The organism is Variovorax sp. GW460-12-1-14-LB1, assembly GCF_059423605.1.
The window spans coordinates 1-18,925 of record NZ_JBWKYF010000079.1 but is presented as its reverse complement, the minus strand read 5'-3'; the positions used below and the strand labels follow the sequence as shown (position 1 = coordinate 18,925).

Annotated in this window: 19 protein-coding genes; 9 read left to right on the top strand and 10 right to left on the bottom strand. The window is 70.6% G+C overall.

Annotated features, from left to right (window positions below):
- Window position 1: 1 nt before the first annotated feature.
- From AC07Y4_RS27945 to AC07Y4_RS27935, 3 genes are read right to left on the bottom strand one after another with little or no spacing between them, the layout of a single operon-like run.
- Complete coding sequence (locus AC07Y4_RS27945) at window positions 2-1,363, bottom strand: MmgE/PrpD family protein (RefSeq protein WP_495275430.1); 1,362 nt, start codon at window positions 1,361-1,363, stop codon at window positions 2-4.
- Between the two features lie 10 nt (window positions 1,364-1,373).
- Window positions 1,374-2,534 carry an acyl-CoA dehydrogenase family protein gene (locus AC07Y4_RS27940; protein ID WP_495275429.1) on the bottom strand — a complete coding sequence of 387 codons (1,161 nt, stop codon included), beginning with the start codon at window positions 2,532-2,534 and terminating at the stop codon, window positions 1,374-1,376.
- A gap of 5 nt (window positions 2,535-2,539) precedes the next feature.
- On the bottom strand, window positions 2,540-3,322 hold the full coding sequence (locus AC07Y4_RS27935) for a citryl-CoA lyase (RefSeq protein WP_159275562.1): 783 nt from the start codon (window positions 3,320-3,322) through the stop codon (window positions 2,540-2,542).
- Between the two features lie 144 nt (window positions 3,323-3,466).
- Between AC07Y4_RS27935 and AC07Y4_RS27930 the strand changes: the two genes are divergently transcribed.
- The 3 genes from AC07Y4_RS27930 to AC07Y4_RS27920 are packed head-to-tail and all read left to right on the top strand — an operon-like array spanning window position 3,467 to window position 8,340.
- Window positions 3,467-5,803 carry an acyl-CoA dehydrogenase family protein gene (locus AC07Y4_RS27930; protein ID WP_495275428.1) on the top strand — a complete coding sequence of 779 codons (2,337 nt, stop codon included), beginning with the start codon at window positions 3,467-3,469 and terminating at the stop codon, window positions 5,801-5,803.
- Window positions 5,804-5,847: 44 nt separating this feature from the next.
- Window positions 5,848-6,837: a Bug family tripartite tricarboxylate transporter substrate binding protein gene (locus AC07Y4_RS27925; protein WP_159273133.1), complete on the top strand. Its 990-nt coding sequence runs from the start codon at window positions 5,848-5,850 to the stop codon at window positions 6,835-6,837.
- A 3-nt stretch (window positions 6,838-6,840) separates the two neighbouring features.
- Window positions 6,841-8,340 (top strand): class I adenylate-forming enzyme family protein, encoded by a 1,500-nt coding sequence (locus AC07Y4_RS27920; protein WP_495275427.1) that lies wholly within the window; start codon window positions 6,841-6,843, stop codon window positions 8,338-8,340.
- Here the strand turns inward: AC07Y4_RS27920 and AC07Y4_RS27915 are convergent.
- On the bottom strand, window positions 8,303-8,770 hold the full coding sequence (locus AC07Y4_RS27915) for a nuclear transport factor 2 family protein (RefSeq protein ID WP_495275426.1): 468 nt from the start codon (window positions 8,768-8,770) through the stop codon (window positions 8,303-8,305). The genes AC07Y4_RS27920 and AC07Y4_RS27915 overlap by 38 nt on opposite strands.
- A 181-nt stretch (window positions 8,771-8,951) precedes the next feature.
- On the opposite strand from AC07Y4_RS27915, the gene AC07Y4_RS27910 reads away from it, so the two are divergent.
- Together AC07Y4_RS27910 and AC07Y4_RS27905 are read left to right on the top strand one after the other, a co-directional pair.
- Window positions 8,952-9,131, top strand: coding sequence for a DUF3606 domain-containing protein (locus tag AC07Y4_RS27910; RefSeq protein WP_062477985.1), 180 nt, complete (start codon window positions 8,952-8,954; stop codon window positions 9,129-9,131).
- 180 nt (window positions 9,132-9,311) lie between these two features.
- Window positions 9,312-9,992 (top strand): hypothetical protein, encoded by a 681-nt coding sequence (locus AC07Y4_RS27905; RefSeq protein WP_495275425.1) that lies wholly within the window; start codon window positions 9,312-9,314, stop codon window positions 9,990-9,992.
- Here the strand turns inward: AC07Y4_RS27905 and AC07Y4_RS27900 are convergent.
- Entirely contained in the window at window positions 9,938-11,086 is a 1,149-nt protein-coding gene (locus AC07Y4_RS27900) for a DNA topoisomerase IB (RefSeq protein WP_495275424.1), read from the bottom strand. The genes AC07Y4_RS27905 and AC07Y4_RS27900 overlap by 55 nt on opposite strands.
- Window positions 11,087-11,197: 111 nt before the next feature.
- Here AC07Y4_RS27900 and AC07Y4_RS27895 point away from each other — a divergent pair, with 111 nt between their 5' ends.
- Window positions 11,198-12,268: a purine-nucleoside phosphorylase gene (locus AC07Y4_RS27895; protein WP_495275423.1), complete on the top strand. Its 1,071-nt coding sequence runs from the start codon at window positions 11,198-11,200 to the stop codon at window positions 12,266-12,268.
- Window positions 12,269-12,274: 6 nt separating this feature from the next.
- Here AC07Y4_RS27895 and AC07Y4_RS27890 read toward each other — a convergent pair whose 3' ends face one another.
- Together AC07Y4_RS27890 and dinB are read right to left on the bottom strand one after the other, a co-directional pair.
- Complete coding sequence (locus tag AC07Y4_RS27890) at window positions 12,275-12,958, bottom strand: TIGR02117 family protein (RefSeq protein WP_495275422.1); 684 nt, start codon at window positions 12,956-12,958, stop codon at window positions 12,275-12,277.
- Window positions 12,959-12,969: 11 nt separating this feature from the next.
- Window positions 12,970-14,154 carry a DNA polymerase IV gene (gene dinB, locus AC07Y4_RS27885; protein ID WP_495275436.1) on the bottom strand — a complete coding sequence of 395 codons (1,185 nt, stop codon included), beginning with the start codon at window positions 14,152-14,154 and terminating at the stop codon, window positions 12,970-12,972.
- A 169-nt stretch (window positions 14,155-14,323) separates the two neighbouring features.
- Between dinB and AC07Y4_RS27880 the strand changes: the two genes are divergently transcribed.
- Together AC07Y4_RS27880 and AC07Y4_RS27875 are read left to right on the top strand one after the other, a co-directional pair.
- The gene (locus AC07Y4_RS27880) at window positions 14,324-15,175 is read left to right on the top strand and encodes an RNase A-like domain-containing protein (protein ID WP_062477997.1); all 852 of its coding nucleotides are present in this window, start codon (window positions 14,324-14,326) and stop codon (window positions 15,173-15,175) included.
- 20 nt (window positions 15,176-15,195) lie between these two features.
- The gene (locus AC07Y4_RS27875) at window positions 15,196-15,474 is read left to right on the top strand and encodes a contact-dependent growth inhibition system immunity protein (RefSeq protein ID WP_070062176.1); all 279 of its coding nucleotides are present in this window, start codon (window positions 15,196-15,198) and stop codon (window positions 15,472-15,474) included.
- Window positions 15,475-15,481: 7 nt separating this feature from the next.
- Here the strand turns inward: AC07Y4_RS27875 and AC07Y4_RS27870 are convergent, their stop codons facing one another.
- Window positions 15,482-16,075, bottom strand: a complete 594-nt coding sequence (locus AC07Y4_RS27870; protein ID WP_495275421.1) for a YiiX family permuted papain-like enzyme — start codon at window positions 16,073-16,075, stop codon at window positions 15,482-15,484.
- A gap of 87 nt (window positions 16,076-16,162) precedes the next feature.
- Here AC07Y4_RS27870 and AC07Y4_RS27865 point away from each other — a divergent pair, with 87 nt between their 5' ends.
- Window positions 16,163-16,723: a putative glycolipid-binding domain-containing protein gene (locus AC07Y4_RS27865; protein WP_495275420.1), complete on the top strand. Its 561-nt coding sequence runs from the start codon at window positions 16,163-16,165 to the stop codon at window positions 16,721-16,723.
- Window positions 16,724-16,726: 3 nt separating this feature from the next.
- Here AC07Y4_RS27865 and AC07Y4_RS27860 read toward each other — a convergent pair whose 3' ends face one another.
- Entirely contained in the window at window positions 16,727-17,719 is a 993-nt protein-coding gene (locus AC07Y4_RS27860; protein WP_495275419.1) for a Bug family tripartite tricarboxylate transporter substrate binding protein, read from the bottom strand.
- A complete protein-coding gene (locus tag AC07Y4_RS27855) occupies window positions 17,716-18,642 on the bottom strand; it encodes a LysR family transcriptional regulator (protein ID WP_495275418.1) in 927 nt (308 codons plus the stop codon). The genes AC07Y4_RS27860 and AC07Y4_RS27855 overlap by 4 nt, the downstream gene beginning before the upstream one ends.
- Window positions 18,643-18,925 lie beyond the last annotated feature (283 nt).

The following is an 18,925-nucleotide window of genomic DNA, read 5'->3' as shown; positions in this document are numbered from 1 at the left end:
GTCAGGCCAGCCAGCGCCCCACGCGGGCCGTGCCGGCCAGCTGCCAGACGCGCTCGCACAGCGCCTTCGCTTCGTCGGCCGTCGCGCCTTCGCCGTAGTGCGCCAGGCGCTGCATCTTGTCCTCGATCTCGGCGCGGCTCAGGCTGTTGCCGGGGTCGCCCTTGGGTTCGTCGACGCGGCCGGCCAGCGTGCGGCCATCGGCCGTGTGCACGCTGACCTTGCCGATCCAGCGCGCGGGGTAGGCGGTGTCGACCTCGTCGTCCAGCGCCATCGTCACCTTCTCGCGGAAGGCCGAGACCTCGGGCGAGAGAAAGTCGCGGTCGAACTCGCCCAGGCCCGCGCGGCCGTGCACGGCGATGAGGCCCAGCACCGTGCCCATCGAGAACTTGCCCTGGTGCACCGTGGCGGGCACCGTCACGCGGCCCAGCACGTCGATGGCGCCCTGGTGCACATGGGTCGTGACCTGGGACACGTCGGCCGGTTGGAGCTTGTTCTGTTCCATCACCTGCAGCAGCGCGTCGGCGGCCGGGTGCGTGTGGCGGCAGGAGGCGTGGTACTTGAACGAGGTCTCGGCCAGCGTCCAGCGCGTGCCCAGGCCGTCGGTGAGCTTGGCCGGGTCGGCGTCGCTCGACATGCCCACGCCCAGCCCCTGCGCGCCTTCGAGGATCCTGGCCGCGCCCGTGAAGCCGTCCTGCGCGAGGTAGGCCGACATCAACCCGCTGGCCGCTGCGTGCGCGCAGTGCAGCTGCTTCGAATCGGCCGCGTCGCGCAGGAACTCCCACACACCGGCCGACTGCGTGCCGGCCGAGCCGAAGGCATGCAGCATCTGCTGCGGCGACAGCTCCAACAGGCGGCCCACCGCCGCGGCTGCCGCGAGCGTGCCCGCCGTCGCGGTGGTGTGGAAGGTGCGGTAGTGCGACCGGCCGAGGAACTCGCCGACGCGGATGCCCACCTCGTAGCCCGCGACCACGGCTGTCAGCAGCTGCGCGCCGCTGGCACCGAGGCTCTGTGCCACCGCCAGTGCGGGTGCGATGACCACGGCGGCCGGGTGGAACACCGAGCCGTTGTGCACGTCGTCCTGCTCCACGTAGTGCGAGGCCGCCGCGTTGACCATCGCCGCGAACAGCGGCGAGCTGGTGTGCCGTGAGGTGAGGATTTCGCTCGGGCCTTCAGCGGGGCCCATCATTTGCGCGAAGCGCTCGATGCTGCGTATCGGCCTCGCGGTGCGGGCCGCGAGCACCGAGCCGAGCCAGTCGAGCATCAGGTCTTCGGTGCGGCGCAGCACGGGCGCGGGGATGTCGGCGAACTTCAGCTCGGCCGCGAAGGTGGCGAGCACCTTGCTGGGGTGATCGATGGCGTTCATGTGCAGTCCTTCAGAACGAGCGTGGCAGGCCGAGCATGTGCTCCGCCACGTAGCTCAGGATGAGGTTGGTCGAGATCGGCGCCACCTGGTACAGCCGCGTCTCGCGGAACTTGCGCTCGATGTCGTATTCGCATGCAAAGCCGAAGCCGCCGTGGAACTGCAGGCAGGCGTTGGCCGCCTCCCAGCTCGCCTTGGCCGCGAGGTACTTCGCCATGTTGGCCTGCGCGCCGCAAGGCTGGCGCGCGTCGAACAGGCGGCAGGCCTCGTAGCGCATCAGGTTCGCGGCCTCGGTCTCGATGAAGGCTTCGGCAATCGGAAACTGCACGCCCTGGTTCTGCCCGATGGGGCGGCCGAACACCACGCGGTCCTTCGTGTAGGCCGTCACCTTGTCGATGAACCAGTAGCCGTCGCCGATGCACTCGGCCGCGATCAGCGTGCGCTCGGCGTTCAGGCCATCGAGGATGTACTTGAAGCCCTGGCCTTCCTCGCCGATGAGGTTCTCCGCCGGGATCTCGAGGTTCTCGAAGAACAGCTCGTTGGTCTCATGGTTCACCATGTTGAGAATCGGGCGCACCGTCATGCCCTTGCCGATGGCGTCGCGCAGGTCGACGATGAAGATCGACATGCCTTCCGACTTCTTCTTCACGTCCGCCAGCGGCGTGGTGCGCGCCAGCAAAATCATCAGGTCCGAATGCTGGATGCGCGAGATCCACACCTTCTGTCCGTTGACGACATAGCGGTCGCCCTTCTTCACGGCGGTGGTCTTGATCTTCGTGGTGTCGGTGCCGGTGGTCGGCTCGGTCACGCCCATCGACTGCAGGCGCAGCTCGCCGCTGGCGATCTTCGGCAGGTACTGGCGCTTCTGCGCCTCGCTGCCGTGGCGCAGCAGCGTGCCCATGTTGTACATCTGGCCGTGGCAGGCGCCCGAGTTGCCGCCGCAGCGGTTGATCTCTTCCATGATCACCGAGGCTTCGGTCAGGCCCAGGCCCGAGCCGCCGTACTCCTGCGGGATCAGGGCGGCCATCCAGCCGGCCTTGGTGAGTGCGTCCACGAACTCGGCGGGGTAGCCGCGCGCCTCGTCGACCTTGCGGAAGTACTCGTTGGGAAACTGCGCGCACAGGTCGCGCACGGCGTCGCGGATGTCGGGGAAACGGTTGTCGGTAGCGATCATCGTGTTCAGTCCTGGCGGGGGCCGCCCGCTTCTTTCTCGACGCGTTGCCAGATCTCGATGGCCATCGGGTCGTCGATCTCTTCGAGGATGTGGCCCACGAGGCCGATGGCGCGCGCCATCACGCCGAAGCCGCGGATGATCTTCCACGGAAAGCCGAACTCGGCCGCAATGGCGCCGATGGCGCCCGTGGCGTTGATCGGCAGCGACTTGCCCGACACGCGCTCGGCCTCCTCCTGCACGGCCTGCATCAGCGCGACGTAGTGGCTCGACAAGCCGTTCTCGGCCGCGATCTGGAACAGGCGCGGCGTGCGCGGGTCGATCGGCTTGTGCAGCGGATGGCCCAGCCCCGGCACGATGATCTTGCGCGCGCGGTGGTCGGCCACGATGTCCTTCGCCATGTCGGCCAGCGGGCGGGTGGGCTTCTCGCCGAAGGGAATGGCCTCGTACAGCATCTTCGCGGCGCCCTCGGTGCTGCCCACGAACACGGTGCCCAGCCCGCACAGGCCGGCGGCCACGGCGGCCTGCAGCGCTTCGGGTGCGCCGGCGTAGGTGAGCCGCGCGGCCAGTGCGCTCGGCGTGACGCCGTGCTCCACCAGCGTGACGACGATGGCGTTGAAGGTCACGGATTCCTGCGGCGTCGGGATGCGGCCCGTCAGCTCCAGGAAGGCCATGTCGCCCAGGTTCAGGTGGCCGAGGATCTCCGAGGGCAGGTCGCGCCCGCGCACGGTGATCTTGTCGGGCGTGCTGTGGCCGAGGTCGGTGTGCAGGGATTTCTTGATCTTTGTCATGGCCGCAAATCTATCCCCGCGCGCGCCCGCAGGCGCTCAGTGATTGCGAAACCCTCCCTTCCGCAATCGCGAATGCCCGCCGGCGAGGTCTTCGGGCACGCTGCGACTCGTCATTGCAACGGAAAAGAAAAGGCAGACAGCGCGATGGATTCCGACTCACTCCTGGCCGTGCGCGAAGCGGCGCTCGACTACTTCACCCGCAGCGGCGCCACCGCGCGACGCCGCGCCCGCACCGAACACCCGCAGGCCGACGAGGCCAATGGCTGGGGCGACATCGCCGCGCTCGGCTGGCCCGGCATGCTGGCGCCCGAAGCGGCCGGCGGCCTGGCGCTGGGGCTCGACGGCGCCGCGGAAATCCTGCGCGCGGCTGGCGAGCACGCGGCGCCCGAGCCGCTGCTGGCAGTGGCGGGCCTGAGCGCGCTGCTGCTGGCACGGCTCGACACGCCTGCCGCGCGTGCCCTGCTGGCCGACCTCGTGGCAGGCCGCAGCCTGCCCGCGCTGGCCTGGCAGGAAAGCGCGGGCGACCTCAGCGCCGTGCCGCTGGCCTGCGGCTGCGAGGCGCGCGCGGGTCATGGGGGCGGCGTGCTGCTGCAGGGCGACAAGCTCATGGTGCTGCCCGGCGCCGCCGCCAGCGGCTGGCTGGTGTCGGCGCGCGGCGAGGACGACGCCGTGCTGCTGTGGGTGCCGCGCGGCACAGCCGGCGTGAGCGAGACGATCGTGCCGCTGGTCGATGGCAGCCAGGCAGCCAACCTTCGCTTCGAAGAGGTCGTGCTGCCGGCCGACGCCGTGCTGGCCAGCGGGCCGGCCGCGCAGGAGGCGTTGCGCCAGGCGCTCGCGGCCGGACAGATCTTGCAGGCCGCGGAGCTGCTCGGCGCAGGGCAGGCGATGTTGGCGCAGACCCTGGCCTACCTGCGCACGCGCTCGCAGTTCGGCAAGCCCATCGGCAGCTTCCAGGCGCTGCAGCACCGCAGCGTCGACATGTTCATCCACCTCGAGGTGGCGCAGGCCACGCTCAACGAGGTGCTGGCACTGGCAAGCGACGGCACCTTGCCTTCTGACCGGCTCGAAGCCGAGGCCAGCCGCGTCAACGCGCGTTGCACCGCTGCCGCGCTGCAGGCGTCGCGCGCGGCGGTGCAGCTGCACGGGGCCATCGGCTACACGCAGGAATGCGACCTGAGCCTGTTCTACAAGCGCGTGCTGTGCCTGTCGGCGTGGCTGGGCAATGCCACGGCGCACCAGCGCCGGCATGCCGCGCTGACTGGCGAAGCTGAAGCTGCTGCGAGCAGTGCTGCAGCCTGGAACGGCGAGTTCCTCGCGCGCACCACCGACTGGTCCGCCATGCCTGAGGCCGAGTTCCGCCGCATGGTGCGCGGCTTCTTGCAGCAGCGCTATCCGGCGCAGCTGCGCTACCTGTCGCACCGCGCGCGCTGGAGCGAGGTTCGCGAGTGGTACCTCACACTCTCGGCGCAGGGCTGGATCGCGCCGGCCTGGCCGCAGTCGCACGGCGGCATGGGCCTGCCGGCGGACAAGCTCATCGCCTGGATCGAGGAACTGGAGCAGCACGGCGTGGCGCGCGCGCCCGACCAGGGCATCGTGATGATCGGGCCGCTGCTGATCCAGCACGGCACGCCCGAACAGCAGCAGCGCTTTCTGCCGCGCATCCTCAGCGGCGAGCACGTGTGGTGCCAGGGCTACTCGGAGCCCAATGCCGGCTCCGACCTGGCCGGCCTGCGCACCGAGGCGGTGGCCGGGCACGATGCGCAGGGCGATCACTTCGTCGTCAACGGCCAGAAGATCTGGACCACGCTCGCGCAGGATGCGAACCACATCTTCATGCTCGTGCGCACCGACAAGGGCGCGCGCAAGCAGGAGGGCATCAGCTTCCTGTTGTGCGACCTGCGCACGCCGGGCGTCACGGTGCGGCCGATCCACACGCTGGCGGGCGAGCCCGAGTTCTGCGAGGTGTTCTTCGACAACGTGCGCGTGCCGGCCGACCAGCTCGTGGGCCGGCTGCACGGCGGCTGGACCATCGCGAAGGCGCTGCTGGGCTTCGAGCGCATCTTCCTGGGCAGCCCCAAGCAGTCGCAGTACGCGCTGGGCCAGCTGGCGCGGCTCGGGCAGGCGCGGCGCCTGTTCGCCGACCCGGTGTTCGCACAACGCTTCGCGGCGCTGCGGCTCGACGTGCTCGACCTGTCGGCCGCCTACACGGGCTTTGCCGACATCGTGCGCGCGGGCAAACCGCTGCCCGCGTCGGTGTCGCTGCTGAAGATCTGGGCCAGCGAGACCTACCACCGCATCGGCGCCTTGCTGGTCGAGGCCGGCGAAGAGCAGGGCGCGGTCGCGGGCGACCAGGTGCTCGACGGCCAGAGCTTCAACGTGCTCTCGCCGCTCATCGGCTCCACCGCCGCCATGATCTACGGCGGCACAAACGAGATCCAGCGCAACATCCTCGCGCGACAGGTGCTCGACCTGCCGGCCTGAGCGATGTGAGCCGCCAAAGACATACACAACTGGAGACAACGCTCATGCAATCCCTCGACTTTCTTTCGCGCCGCCAGCTCATGGCCGCGCTGGCGGGCGGCGCGGCGCTGGCCGCACTGCCGCACCGCGCCTTCGCGCAGCAGCCGCTGCCGCCGCTCATCAAGCTGGTGGTCGGCTATTCGGCCGGCGGGCCGGTCGACGGCGCCGCGCGCCTGCTCGCGCCCGCGCTGGGCCAGGAGCTGGGCACGCAGGTGATCGTCGACAACCGGCCCGGTGCCGCCGGCTCGCTCGGCGGCAACGCGGTCGCCAAGGCGCCACCCGACGGCGCGATGCTGTTCTTCGGCGCGAGCCCGACCATCACCATCAACCCGAACGTGCAGCGCAGCATGCCCTTCGATCCGATGAAGGACCTCACGCCCCTTGCGCCGCTGGTCGACTACACCAACGTGCTGGTGGTCAACAACGACCTGCCGGTGCGCAACGTGGGCGAGCTGCTGGCCTATGCCAAGGCCAAGCCCGGCAAGCTGTTCTACGGCTCGGCGGGCGTGGGTGCGTCGAACCACCTGAGCGGCGCGCTGCTCGAGAAGATGAGCGGCGTGCAGCTCACGCACGTGCCGTACAAGGGCAGCGCCCCGGCGCTGGCCGATGTGATGGCCGGCACCGTGCCGATGATGTTCGACATCATCGCCACCTCGCGGCCCTTCATCCAGTCGGGCAAGCTGCGCGCGCTGGCCGTCACCTCGCGCCAGCGCAACCGCATGCTGCCCGACGTGCCGACCATGATCGAGTCGGGCGTGCCCGGCTACGACGTGGGCGGCTGGTTCGGCCTGTACGGCCCGGCGCGCATGGACCCGGCGCTGGTGGCGCGCGTGAACGCCGCGGCGCAGAAGATGCTGGCGCGCGAAGACATCGCGCACCGCCTGCGCGAGCAGGGCTACGAGGTCTGGGCGGGCGCGCCGGAGGTGCTGGCGACCAAGGGCGTGTCGGACCGCAAGCTGTGGGCCAGCGCCTCCAAGGGCATCGAGGCGGAATAGCCGATGCAACCCCGCATTCATCACCTGCTCGAAGAACGCGCGGCCCGCACGCCGGACGCGGTGTTCCTCCACGAACTGGATGGGACCACCACCTATGGCGCGCTGCAGGCCATGGTCGAGACCGCCGCGAACGACCTGCTCGCCGCCGGCGTGCGGCCGACCGATCGCGTGCTGCTGGTGGCCGAGAACTGCGCCGCCCACATCGCGCTGCTGCTGGCCTGCAGCCGCGTGGGCGCGTGGTCGTGCGGCGTCAACGCGCGCATGTCGCCGGGCGAGATCGCGGCCATCGCCGAGCGCGCGGATGCGCGGCTGTGCTGCTTCACCACCGATGCGTCCGACGCGGCGCGCACGCACGCGCAGCGCGCGTCGGCCGTGCCGGCCACGCTGCCCGGCGTGATGTTCACCGCCGCGCGCGCCGAGGCCCGCCCCGAGCCCGACCCGGCGCTGGCCGATGCCGCCGCGATCATCTTCACCTCGGGCACCTCGGGCACGCCCAAGGGCGTGATGGTGTCGCACCGCGGGCTGCTGCACTTCGGCCGCGTGTCGGCGGCGGTGCGTGCGCTCGACACGCGCGACCGCGTCTACGCCTTCCTGCCCATGACCCACATCTTCGGCATCGGCACCGTGCTGATGGCCGCCCTCACGGGCGGGGCCGCGCTGGTGCTGCGCGCCAGCTTCTCGCCGGCCGACATGCTCGAAGCGCTGGCGCACGGGCAGGTGTCGAACCTGCTCGGGCCGCCGACCATGTACGCGCGGCTGCTGGCGCACATCGAGGCGCAGCAGCTGGCGCCGCGCTTTCCGAATTTGCGCTACGTGTACACCGGCTCCGCGCCGCTCGACCCGGCGCTCAAGCAGCGCGTGGAGCGGCGGTTCGGCCAGCCGCTGCACTACGGCTACGGCCTGTCGGAGTACGCGGGCTCGGTGTTCCTCACGCGCACCGAGGCGCCGCGTGCCGACACCTCGGCGGGCTACGTGGTCGAGGGCGGCGAGGGGCGCATCGTCACGCCCGAAGGCACTGAAGCGGCATCCGGCGACACCGGCGAGATCTGGCTGCGCGGCCCGGGCCTGATGCTGGGCTACTTCCGCGACGCGCCCGCCACCGCGCAGGTGATGCGCCCGGGCGGCTGGTACGCCACCGGCGACCTCGGTCGCTTCGATGCAGACGGTGCGCTGTTCGTGGTGGGGCGGCTCAAGGAAATGATCATCCGCTCGGGCTTCAACGTGTACCCGGCCGAGGTCGAGGCGGTGATCGGCCGTTTCGCGGGCGTGCACCTGTGCGCCGTGGTCGGCGTGCCCGAGGCCGACGGCAACGAGCAGATCGTCGCCTTCGTCGAGCTGAATCCGGGCGCGTCGCTCGACGAGGCGGCGCTGCGCGCGCACCTGGCCGAGCACCTCTCGCCCTACAAGCGACCCGCGCGCATCGAGGTGATCGACGCGATGCCGACCACGGCCAACGGCAAGCTGCTCAAGCGGGAACTGCAATCGAGGGCCCGGCTGCCCTGAGATCCTGAGGAAGGTCGCCGATGACGCTGCGGCGGCCCTTCTGCGTGTCCATGTACTCGCGCATGCGGGCGATGCGGCCCTCGCGCAGCGCGAGGATGAAGCAGTAGTCGTTGTCGTAGTGCCGGCCGTTGGCGAGCGTGGCCTGCAGGCGCATCTCCAGCACCACGGTGTCGCCTTCGCAGAGCAGGTGGGTGAAGTCCACCGAGACATCGGCCACGAACAGCTTCGGAAACTCCTCGACCAGGAAGCGAACGATCGTGTCCGGCCCGATCATGTGGTCGGTGAAACCCAGGGCCACGCCGGTGGCGTTGTCCTTGGGCGCCAGCCATTCGGCGTCGTCGGTGAAGGCGGCGCGCACGCGCTGCGGGTCGCGGCTGGCGAAGGCCTTCCAGGCGTCGACGACGGCGCGCTTGTTCTGCTCGGGGGTCATGGGATGTGCGGGGATGAAGTGAAGGAGCGGCGACGATAGGTGTGCCGCGTGGCGCCGGCCCGCTGCTTCCGGACATCTGCAACGCGCTCTCGGACTTATCCTGCAAGGAGCCGCGCTGCTGTCCGCCAGCCGATGCGCCGTGCAGGCCGCATCGTGGGGCCTTCAAAAAGGAATCCACGCCATGGCCGATGACCTGAGCAAGCGCGGACCGCAGGATGCGGCCCGCATCAATGTCAACGAACTCCACGAGGTTCGCTACTGGACCCAGACGCTGGGCGTGACCGAGGCGCAGCTGCGCTCGGCCGTCGCGGCCGCCGGGGTCGAGGTGAAGGACGTGCGCACCTACCTCGGCAAACCCTGAGCGCGCGCTGCAGGTGCGGCCCGGCGGGCAGGGCGCGCGTAGGCAGGCTCCTACAGCCGCGGCGCGGAGCGGGGCCGATACTCGTGGCCTTGTTCCCGCCTTCAGGAATCCTGCCTTGACCGTGCTCCCTGCCGCCTCTCGTCCCACGGGCCGCGCGCCCTTGCGGGCCGCTGCGCCGCGATGAAGTCGTCTCCCAGCGCCCGCAGCTGGATTGCGGCCGGCGTGCGCCACGAGCTGCTCACGCGCGCCCTGCCGGCGCTGCGGCACGACATGACGGCGCCCGTCTCGGTGATCCGCATGGCGGTGCTGATGCTCAAGCGCCAGGTGGCGGCCGACCCCGTCGACCCCGCGGCCTGCGAGGAGCGGGTGAACCTCATCGACAGCCAGGTGTCCGAGCTGGTGGCCGCGATCCGCTCGCTGCGCGACTGGGAGCTGGCCACCACCGACGACGGCATCACGCGCAGTGCGCTGGTGGCGCAGTGCATGACGCTGATGCGCTCGGCTTTCGACCTGCACGGCGTGGCGCTCGAGGTCGACGACGCGCTCGCCACCCCGCAGGACGACGAGCCGCGCTGGCCCAATGCCGCCGCGCTGCGCTACCTGTTCCTGGGCGCGCTGGGCTACCTGCACGACGGCGCGGACGAGGCCGGCACCATCCGCATCGAGCCCGACGGCACCGACGCGCTGCGCCTGCACGCCCGGGTGCGCGAGGCTGGCGGCGCGAACGCGGTGCTCGACGCCCACCGCGCGCCGCGCGCGCTGGCCATCGACACCGTGGCGCTGCAGAACCTGGCCGAAGACCTCGGCTACGCCGTGCTGCTCGACGCCGACACCGTGCGCTTCGCCCTCGCCGCAGGCTGAGTCGTCCGCAGGAAGGCGAGCAATCGCCGCTCCGCCGCCACCAGGCCGCGCGCCGGGCCGGCCGTCGCGGCACGGGCCGCGATCTTCTCCAGCAAAGTGCCCGTCGCCGCCGTGTCGTCCTTGCACGCCAGCGCCTCGCCCAGCGCCAGCACGGCCGGGTGCACGTAGGCTTTCTTGCAGACCGCCGGCGTGTTGCCGAGCTGCCGCGCCACGGCCGCGAGGATGTCCCTGGCGCCGGGGCGGCGCTCGCCCTCCCAGGCACAAGCCAGCCGCGTGAGTTCCAGCGCCTGCACCGTGCCGTGCCAGGTGCGGAAGTCCTTGGCGGTGAAGCGCTCGCCTTCGCCCTTGCCTGTGTCGGTGGCGTCGGCGATGTAGTCGTTCACGTCGTTGGACGACACGCCGCGCACCTCGCCCGCTTCGTCCGTGTACTGGAACAGCGCCTGCCCCGGCAGCTGCTGGCACTGGCGCACCACGCGGGCCACGCGCGGGTCGTCGATGCGGGCCTCGTGCGCCACGCCGCTCTTGCCGCGAAAGCGCAGCCGCAGCGCCGAGCCCTGCACCGCCGCGTGGCGGTTGCGCAGCGTGGTGAGGCCGAACGAGCCGTTGCTGCTCGCGTAGGCCTCGTTGCCCACGCGCAGCAGCGTGGTGTCGAGCAGGCGCACCAGCGTGGCGATCACCTGCGCGCGCCCAGGTGTCTTGGTGCCGGCGCGCAGGTCGCGCGCCACGCGGGCGCGCAAACGGGGCAGGGCGCGCCCGAAGGCCGCGAGGCGCTCGAACTTGGTGCCGTCCTGCAGCGCACGCCAGTCGGGGTGGTAGCGGTACTGCGTGCGCCCGCGCGCGTCCAGGCCCGTGGCCTGCAGGTGGCCCTGCGGCAGCGGGCAGATCCACACCTCGGTGTAGGCCGGCGGAATGGCCAGGCTGCGGATGCGCGCGAGCGCGTCGGCGTCGCGCAGCCAGCGGCCGTGCGCGTCGCGGTAGCGAAAGCCGTCGCCCCACTTCAGCCGGCGGATGCCCGGCATGCCGGGGTTCACGTAGACCAGTCCGCCGGCCAGTGCTGAGGTGGCAGCCGGCGCGGGCCGGCATGGGGTTTGCATCGAAGGCATGTCATCGCGCTTGTGCCAGCATCGACAATCGTGCGGTGTAGGACGCCGCACGCTGTTGCCGAGGCGCGCTTTCCTTTCCTTCCTTCTCTTCGGATTCCACCCATGTCCCTCCTGAACTCCCGTCGCTTCTCCCTGGGCAGCCGCGGCCTGGCGCTGTGCGGCGCCGTGCTGCTCGCTACGGCCTGTGCCTCCACCTCGCCCACGGCCGACACGCGCGTTGCTGCTGCCGCCGCCCCCGCCGGCGCCCCCGTCAAGGTGAAGGTGTTCGTGGCCGCCATGTTCGAGATCGGCCAGAACACCGGCGACCGCGCCGGCGAGTTCCAGCACTGGTACGAGCGCTACTGGAAGAGCGCGACGCCCGTGGCCGTGCCCGGCGCGCTGCAGCCCGTGTACTGCAACGCCGACGGCGTGTGCGGCGCGGTGCTGGGCATGGGCAAGGTCAACTCGTCGTCGTCGATGCAGGCCATCCTGCTGAACCCGAAGTTCGACTTCTCGCAGGCCTACTACGTGATCTCCGGCGTGGCCGGCACGCCGCCCCAGCGCGGCACCATCGGCGAGGTGAGCTGGGCCACCTGGCTGGTCGACTACGACCTCGGCCACCGCTGGGCCCCCGAAGAGAACAAGCCCGGCGAACCCACCTTCATGCCGCGCAAGGGCTACGAGGAGTACCGCCGCTTCAAGCTCAACCCCGACCTCGTCGGCTGGGCCATGAAGCTGTCGGCCGACACGCCGCTCAAGGACGCGGAATCGGCGCGCAAGTACCGCCTGCGCTACCCCGATGCCGCCGCGCGCCGCGCCCCCTTCGTGGGCACTGGCACGCACATGACGGGCGACACCTTCTTCCACGGCCCCGGCATGTCGAAGCAGGCGCAGTACATCGCCAAGCTGTATGGCGCCGACGACTACGTCATCACCGAAATGGAAGCCGCCGCCATCACCCTCGTGATCAAGCGCACCCACGGCACCGACCGCGTGATGAGCCTGCGCGGGGCGGTCAACTTCGACCAGGGCCACCCGAAGGAAAGCACGCTGCAGCACCTGGACCCGGCACCGGGCGAGACGGCGGGCGGCTTTGCCGAGACGGTGGAGAACATCGCGCTGGTGGGCACGCGCGTGGTCGACCACATCGTGAAGAACTGGCCTGCGTGGTCGGCGGGCGTGCCCAAGCCCTGAAGATCGTCAGGGCTGCAGCACCGGCTGCAGATGCCACGTCACGTTGAAGTCGAAGGGCGTCCAGCGGCTCACCGTGACGCCGGCATGGCGCAGGCCGCGGCCGGTCCAGGTGTTGCACGTCTCGAACAGGTGGTAGCTGCCCTGGGCTTCGTAGAACGCATCGTCGTTCGCGTAGTGCGCGCCCGCGATCGGCGTCGCACGGCCTGAAGGCAGCGTGGCGCGCACGTAGGCCACGAGCTGCGCGTACTGCGCCTGCGAGAGCGGCAGCTTGTAGGCCCCGCGCCGCAGCTGTGCGCGCTGCAAGTAGGTCACGTGCAGCAGTGAGCGGTTGCCGCCCGACAGCGCCCCGAAGGCGCGTGCGGCCGTCAGGTCGCCCCAGGTCGGCGTGTGCAGGTAGAACTCGCGGTCGCCCCAGCCGATGGCGACGAACTCGGCATCGGGCGGCGGCGCCTTGAAGTCGGACAAGGGAAAGAGCTGCAGCCAGTCGATCGTGGCCGAGCGGACCGGAAACACCAGGTCGGTGTGCACGCCGTTGCTCAGCACCCAGGCCTCGACGGTCGCAGGCTCGGCCGGTGGTTTCGCGTTCGCCGGCAAGAAGACCAGCGCGCAGGCCACCGCCACGTACAGCGTGATGGCGAGCAGCAGCCCCAGCAGGGTGAAGGCGATGCGCAGCAGCCAGCGTCGGATCATCGTCGGGGCGATCAGAAGAGCGAGGCAGTGGTCGCCACCGGCGCCGCGCTGCGGGCGTTGCCCGCGGGTGCCAGCGCCTCGGGGCTGCCGGCCTTGGTCAGCGCGCCCACGCGCACGCCCAAGAGGCGCAGCGGGCGCTCCAGCGGCACGCGCTTGAGGCACTGCCCGCCGACCTGGCGGATGGTCTTGCCGTCGTCGGTGAAGCGGTCGATGGTCTGGTCGCGCGTGGCGATCCTGAAGTCGTCGTAGCGCAGCTTGATGCCGATGGTCTTGCCCACGTAGCCCTTGCGCTGCAGGTCTTCGGCCAGCTTCTCGCACAGGTGCGTGAAGATCGCGCCCAGCTCGGCGCGGTCGCGCACGGCGTGCAGGTCGCGCTCGAAGGTGGTCTCGCGGCTCATCGACACGGGCTCGCTCTCGGTCACCACGGGGCGGTTGTCGCGGCCCCAGGCCACCTCGTGCATCCACGCGCCGGTGGCTTTGCCGAAGGTGTCGATGAGCCAGCCGCGCTCGCGTGCCGCCAGCTGGCCCACGGTCTCGATGCCGAAGCGCTTGAGCTTCTCGTCGGCCTTCGGGCCGATGCCGTTCACCTTGCGGCAGGGCAGGGGCCAGATGCGGCTTTCGAGGTCGTGCGCGTAGACCACCGAGATGCCGTTGGGCTTCTCGAACTCGCTGGCCATCTTGGCGATGAGCTTGTTGGGCGCCACGCCGATCGAGCACGTCAGGCCCGTGGCGTCGAAGATCGATTTCTGGATCAGCCGCGCCAGCGAGCGCCCGCCGTCGCGCTGGCCGCCGGGCACGTCGGTGAAGTCGATGTACACCTCGTCCACGCCGCGGTCTTCCATGAGCGGTGCAATGTCCAGGATCACCTGCTTGAAGGTGCGCGAGAAGCGCCGGTACTCGTCGAAATCGACCGGCAGGATCAGCGCCTGCGGGCACAGCTTGGCGGCCTTCATGAGCCCCATGGCCGAGCCGATGCCGAACTGCCGCGCGGGGTAGGTGGCGGTGGTGATCACGCCGCGCCCCGTGTAGTCCTTCAGGCGCGGAAAGGCCTCGATCGGAATGTCGGCCAGCGTGGCGCCTTCGGGCAGTTCGCGGATCGCCTCGTCGACGCGGCGCCGTCCCCCGCCGATGACCACCGGCAGCCCCTTGAGCTGCGGGTAGCGCAGCAGCTCGACGGACGCGTAGAACGCGTCCATGTCGAGGTGGGCAATGCGGCGGATCGGAGGGGCCGGGGGCGGCGCGGGCTGGAAACTCACGGTGACAATTGTCTCGCTCTCCAGGCATGTTCGCCCGCCCCCGTGTCGCGTGCAAGAATGCGGCGGAATTTCAATCCCCACGCAGGTGGCGAACGGAAAGGAATGCACGATGGGTGACGACGAGGTGGAAGGCGGCCTGTCGGTCGCGCTGACGCCGGTGCAGATGGCGGCGGTGCTCGGCGGCGAAGACGTGCCCGAGTCGGCCAGCCTCAGCAACCGGCTCTGGGGCACGGCGGCGCTGATCGGCGGCGTGATCGAACTGGTCGGCGCCGGCGTGCTGTGCGTCGCGCCCGAGCCCACCATGGCCAGCAAGGTCGGCTGCGTGGTGTTGGGCGCGCACGGCAGCGACGTCACCGCCACGGCCGCGCGCCAGATCTGGACTGGCCAGACGCAGCGCACCGCCACCGCGCTCACCGCCGACGCCACCGCGCAGGCGCTGGGCGCCTCGCCCGAAACCGGCGCGCAGGTGGGGCTCGCTGTCGACGTGGCGGTGCCGCTCTTCGTGGCCGGCGGGCTGGCCGCATCGCGCGTCATCGCGGTGCGCGCGAGCCGCTTCAAGCTCGAGCCCGTGCGGCTCATCGAGCACGAGGGCATCGCCGGTTCCAAGGCCGGCGGCCACACCATCCGCGAGCACGTGGGCAAGTCGGCGCAGGAGCTGCTCGACCGCTTCGCGAAGAAGCCCAGCCTGCAGCGCTCGTCGTCGTTCTTCGACCTGGCCACCGCCGAGTCGGCCATCAGCCAGACGGTGCGCGCCAATGCCCGGGCCATTCGCGCGTGGTCGCGCTCCGCGGCGGTGGGCTCCAAGCCCGTGGCCTTCGAGCACGACATCGGCACCGTGGTCGGCATCGGCGTGCAACGTGGCAGCACCGCCGTGAGCCAGCTCACCAAGGTGCGCGTGACGCTGAACATGCGCACGTACAACGGCAAGCCGTTCTACATCCTCACCGCCCATCCGTTCTGATTTTTCCTCACGACCCCACGATGCGATTCGAACTGATCGACCACCTCACCAAGGTCTACTTCGGCCAGGACGCCGACATCCTCTTCGGCGAAACCGGCGCCGAGATCATGGCCTCGTACCGCGAGTCGAGCACCGAGGCCGAGTTGGCCGCGCTGCGCGCCGAGATCGCCGACTACCTCGGTTCGCACGAGGACCTCGAAGCGGCGTTTGCGCGCGACTTCTCGCGCGACTACATCCCTGAAGATTTCGGCACGCCGGCGAAACAGTTTCTCGACAGCGTGCTGGCCGCGGTGCAGTAGCGGGTCGTCAGCGCGATTCGACCGTCACCAGCAGCGGCGAGTCGAACATCGCCACGGGCGAGATCACCGGTTCGTCCATCGGCACGGCGTCGCCGTAGCGCTCGCGCATCTTGGCGCGCACGGCCGGGTCGGCGAGGTTGAAGCTGCGGATCTTCTGCAGCTCGCCGATGCGCACGCCCAGCGCGCGGTCGTAGAGCTTCCACACCAGTTCCGAGCAGTAGATGCGCGAATCCGACCATTCGAAGGTCAGGTCGTACGGGCGGCCCGCGAAGTCCGAGGTGCGCGCATGCAGGCGCGCCACGGCGCCGGGCGTGAGCCGCGTGTCGGCATCGCGCAGCCGCTTCACCACGTAGCGCCCGCCGTTGCCGCGCGCGGTCCATTGCGCCAGCGGCGTGTAACGCACCGTCGAGACGGCCTCGAACACGTAGGGTTTGCCCTCCCGCAGCAGCACGATGCCCATGTGGCTGTAGCGCGAGCCGGTGGCGCGCTGCACGGCCAGGCTTTGCGCCGAGCGCGAGGTGTGGAAGATGATGTCGCCGTCCTTCAGTGCGGTGGCCGCATGGCCCGCGCCGGCTGTCAGGAGGGTGAAAAGGGCAGACAACGACGCGGAAAGGGCTTTCGACATGCAGGGCATTTTGCGGGATGCCGCTTGCGCCCCGCGGCATGCCGGTGCCATGATCCGCGCCATATGCAAACCGTCGCCTCCATCCTCTGGCGCAGGCTCGATGCACCGGGCCACGATGCCTGTCGCCTCGAACGCAACGCCTCGGCCTGGCAGCTCGACGGCGCGGCGGTGTTCCGCACCGAGGGCGGGCGCATCGCCCAGCTGCACTACCGCGTGCGCTGCGACCTGCTCTGGCACACGCAGTGGGGCACGGTGCGCGGCTGGCTCGGTGAGTCGGCCATCGACCTGTCGATCACGCGCGACGCGCGCGGCCACTGGAAGCTCAACGACGAAGCCGTGTCCGACATGTCGCACTGCGTCGACCTCGACCTGGGCTTCACCCCCGCCACCAACCTGCTGCAACTGCGCCGCCTGAACCTCGCGCCCGGCGAAAGCGCCGACGCACCGGCGGCCTGGGTCGACATCGAAGACGGCGGGCTCAGCGAGCTGATGCAGCGCTATGAACGGCGAAGCGACAGCACGTACGCGTACCAGGCTAAGCGCTTCGACTATGCGGAGGTGCTGGGCGTTACGGCGGACGGGTTCGTGAGCGACTATCCGCGGCTGTGGGCCGCGCAAGGCTGACCGTCAGTCGAACTGCGCCCGCGCCCCCGCCACCAGCGCGCGGTTGCGCCGCCGGTCTGCCGCAATCTCCTGCGCGAAGTCCTCGATGCTCCCGCCGGCCGGCAGGTTGTAGGCCTCGCGCAGGCGCGCGCGCAGCGGGTCGCCTTGCAGCAGGCGGTTGATCTCGGCGTTGAGGCGCTGCACCACCGCCGCCGGTGTGCGCGCCGGCGCGAAGATGCCGAACAGCGAATCGCGGTTCGCCTTCTCGTAGCCCAGCTCCGCGAGCGTGGGCACCGCGGGCAGTGCCTCGATGCGCGCGGGCGCGCCGACCGCCAGCGCCTGCAGCCGGCCGCTCTCGATGTACTGCAGCTGCTGCGCCGCGACGTTGGTCGACAGCACCTCGAACTGCCCGCCGAGCGCGTCGTTGAGCTGCGGACCGCCGCCCTGGTAGGGGATGTGCGTGATGTCGGTGCGGCTTTGTAGGCGCACCTGTGCCAGCACCATGTGGCCGATGGTGGCCACGCCCGAGGTGGCCCAGCGCACCGCGCCGGGCTGACGGCGCGCCAGCGCGATCAGCTCTGCAAAGCCGCGGCCCGCGAAGGCTGGCGTGCCGACGACCAGCACCGGCGTGCGCATGACGCTGGCCACGGGCACGAAGGCGCGCAGCGGGTCGTAGGGCGCACGCGCGAGCAGCGGGTGCAGGGTGAGCGGGCTGATGGCCGAAAAGGCCAGCGTGTGGCCGTCGGGCGTGGCGCGTGCGAGCGCGTCCATGCCCAGGCTGCCGCCCGCGCCGGCGCGGTGCTCGATGAGTACCGGCACGCCCAGCGACTGCGCCAGCGGTTCGGCCAGCGCGCGCGCCATGCCGTCGCTCACGCCGCCCGGTGGGTAGACCACGATCAGGCGCACGGGGCGGCTAGGCCAGGGTGACGAGGCCGCGTGCGACAGGTGCGGCAACGCGCACGCAGCCGCGAAGCCGATGCGTTGCAGGAAATGGCGGCGCAGCAGCGGCAGGGTCATGCGGTAGCGTTCCCCTCGGCCAGCCCGCGCAGCAGCGCCGCGAAGTGCCGCGCCGGCAGGTTGTCTTCGTCCGCGCGCGACACCAGCGTGAGCGGCGCATCGAGCTGGCCGCCGTCGGCCAGCCGCGTGTAGGCGATGGCGTGCGCGTGCACGCCGGTCATCGAGGTCGGCACCACCGACAGGCCGACGCCCGCGGCCACGAGGTTCAGGTTGGTCATCATGCGATCGACTTCGGCCACCACGCGCGGGCGCAGGCCCTGCGCGTGGCACAGCGCGAGCAGCTCGGCATAGAGGCCGGGCGCGCCCGGGCGGCGCACGAGGATGATGCCCTCTTCGCAGAGTTTCGACAGCGGCAGCGGCTTCGCGGGCTTCTTGCCATTTGCGGCAGGCGCAAAGCGGTGATCGCTCGGCATGGCGACCCACACGGGCTCGCGCAGCAGCGTCTCGAATACCAGGCCCTCGGGCCGCGCCACCGGCACGCGCAGCAGGCCGCAGTGCAGCCGGCCCGCGGCCAGCGCCTCGGTGAGCTCGGCGGCGTTGTCCTCGCGCAGCTGCAGTTCCACGCCGGGGTGCGCGCGGCGAAAGGCGCGCAGTGCCTCGGGCATGAAGCGGTGCGCCGCGGCCGAGCTGGTGAAGCCGACCGCGAGCGTGCCGGTCTGGCCCTGGGCCACGCGCGCCATGCGCTGCTTCATGGCCTCCATGTCCTGCAGCATGCGCAGCGCCTCGGCCTGGAACAGCCGGCCGGCGTCGGTGAGCGCCACGCCGCGCGGATGGCGCTTGAACAGCAGCACGCCCAGCTCGCGCTCCAGCGCCTTGATCTGCAGGCTCAGCGGCGGCTGCTGGATGCCCAGCTGCTCGGCGGCGCGCGTCATGTGGCCGGTGCCGGCCACGGCCACGAAGTACCTCAGGGCGCGTATATCCATATGTTTTTTGTATTGAATAGGCCTTGTTATTTTATTTGACCCTAAGTCACACGGAATCTATCGTCCGGCCGCCTATTCAAAAAGCAGTCCACCGAGGCTGCATGCCGGAGACAAATCCATGCGCACACCGCGCCCTGCCTCGAAGTTTCGTGTCGTCGTTGCGCTGATCGGCGCGTCGTTGGTCCTGGCCGCCTGTGGTGGCGGCAGCGGGGGAGGAGGAAGCCCCGGCTTCTTCCTGCCGACCCCGCCGCCCGCCAGCGGCAACAACCCGCCTACCGAGGAG

Bases quoted from the DNA above. Each gene is read 5' to 3' on its own strand.
- AC07Y4_RS27905 (WP_495275425.1), top strand. From the start codon at position 9,312: ATGAAGTCGTCTCCCAGCGCCCGCAGCTGGATTGCGGCCGGCGTGCGC.
- AC07Y4_RS27935 (WP_159275562.1), bottom strand. From the start codon at position 3,322: ATGACAAAGATCAAGAAATCCCTGCACACCGACCTCGGCCACAGCACG.
- AC07Y4_RS27890 (WP_495275422.1), bottom strand. From the start codon at position 12,958: ATGATCCGACGCTGGCTGCTGCGCATCGCCTTCACCCTGCTGGGGCTG.
- AC07Y4_RS27945 (WP_495275430.1), bottom strand. From the start codon at position 1,363: ATGAACGCCATCGATCACCCCAGCAAGGTGCTCGCCACCTTCGCGGCC.
- dinB (WP_495275436.1), bottom strand. From the start codon at position 14,154: ATGGACGCGTTCTACGCGTCCGTCGAGCTGCTGCGCTACCCGCAGCTC.
- AC07Y4_RS27910 (WP_062477985.1), top strand. From the start codon at position 8,952: ATGGCCGATGACCTGAGCAAGCGCGGACCGCAGGATGCGGCCCGCATC.
- AC07Y4_RS27860 (WP_495275419.1), bottom strand. From the start codon at position 17,719: ATGACCCTGCCGCTGCTGCGCCGCCATTTCCTGCAACGCATCGGCTTC.
- AC07Y4_RS27920 (WP_495275427.1), top strand. From the start codon at position 6,841: ATGCAACCCCGCATTCATCACCTGCTCGAAGAACGCGCGGCCCGCACG.
- AC07Y4_RS27900 (WP_495275424.1), bottom strand. From the start codon at position 11,086: ATGCAAACCCCATGCCGGCCCGCGCCGGCTGCCACCTCAGCACTGGCC.
- AC07Y4_RS27865 (WP_495275420.1), top strand. From the start codon at position 16,163: ATGCAAACCGTCGCCTCCATCCTCTGGCGCAGGCTCGATGCACCGGGC.
- AC07Y4_RS27895 (WP_495275423.1), top strand. From the start codon at position 11,198: ATGTCCCTCCTGAACTCCCGTCGCTTCTCCCTGGGCAGCCGCGGCCTG.
- AC07Y4_RS27930 (WP_495275428.1), top strand. From the start codon at position 3,467: ATGGATTCCGACTCACTCCTGGCCGTGCGCGAAGCGGCGCTCGACTAC.
- AC07Y4_RS27915 (WP_495275426.1), bottom strand. From the start codon at position 8,770: ATGACCCCCGAGCAGAACAAGCGCGCCGTCGTCGACGCCTGGAAGGCC.
- AC07Y4_RS27925 (WP_159273133.1), top strand. From the start codon at position 5,848: ATGCAATCCCTCGACTTTCTTTCGCGCCGCCAGCTCATGGCCGCGCTG.
- AC07Y4_RS27875 (WP_070062176.1), top strand. From the start codon at position 15,196: ATGCGATTCGAACTGATCGACCACCTCACCAAGGTCTACTTCGGCCAG.
- AC07Y4_RS27855 (WP_495275418.1), bottom strand. From the start codon at position 18,642: ATGGATATACGCGCCCTGAGGTACTTCGTGGCCGTGGCCGGCACCGGC.
- AC07Y4_RS27880 (WP_062477997.1), top strand. From the start codon at position 14,324: ATGGGTGACGACGAGGTGGAAGGCGGCCTGTCGGTCGCGCTGACGCCG.
- AC07Y4_RS27940 (WP_495275429.1), bottom strand. From the start codon at position 2,534: ATGATCGCTACCGACAACCGTTTCCCCGACATCCGCGACGCCGTGCGC.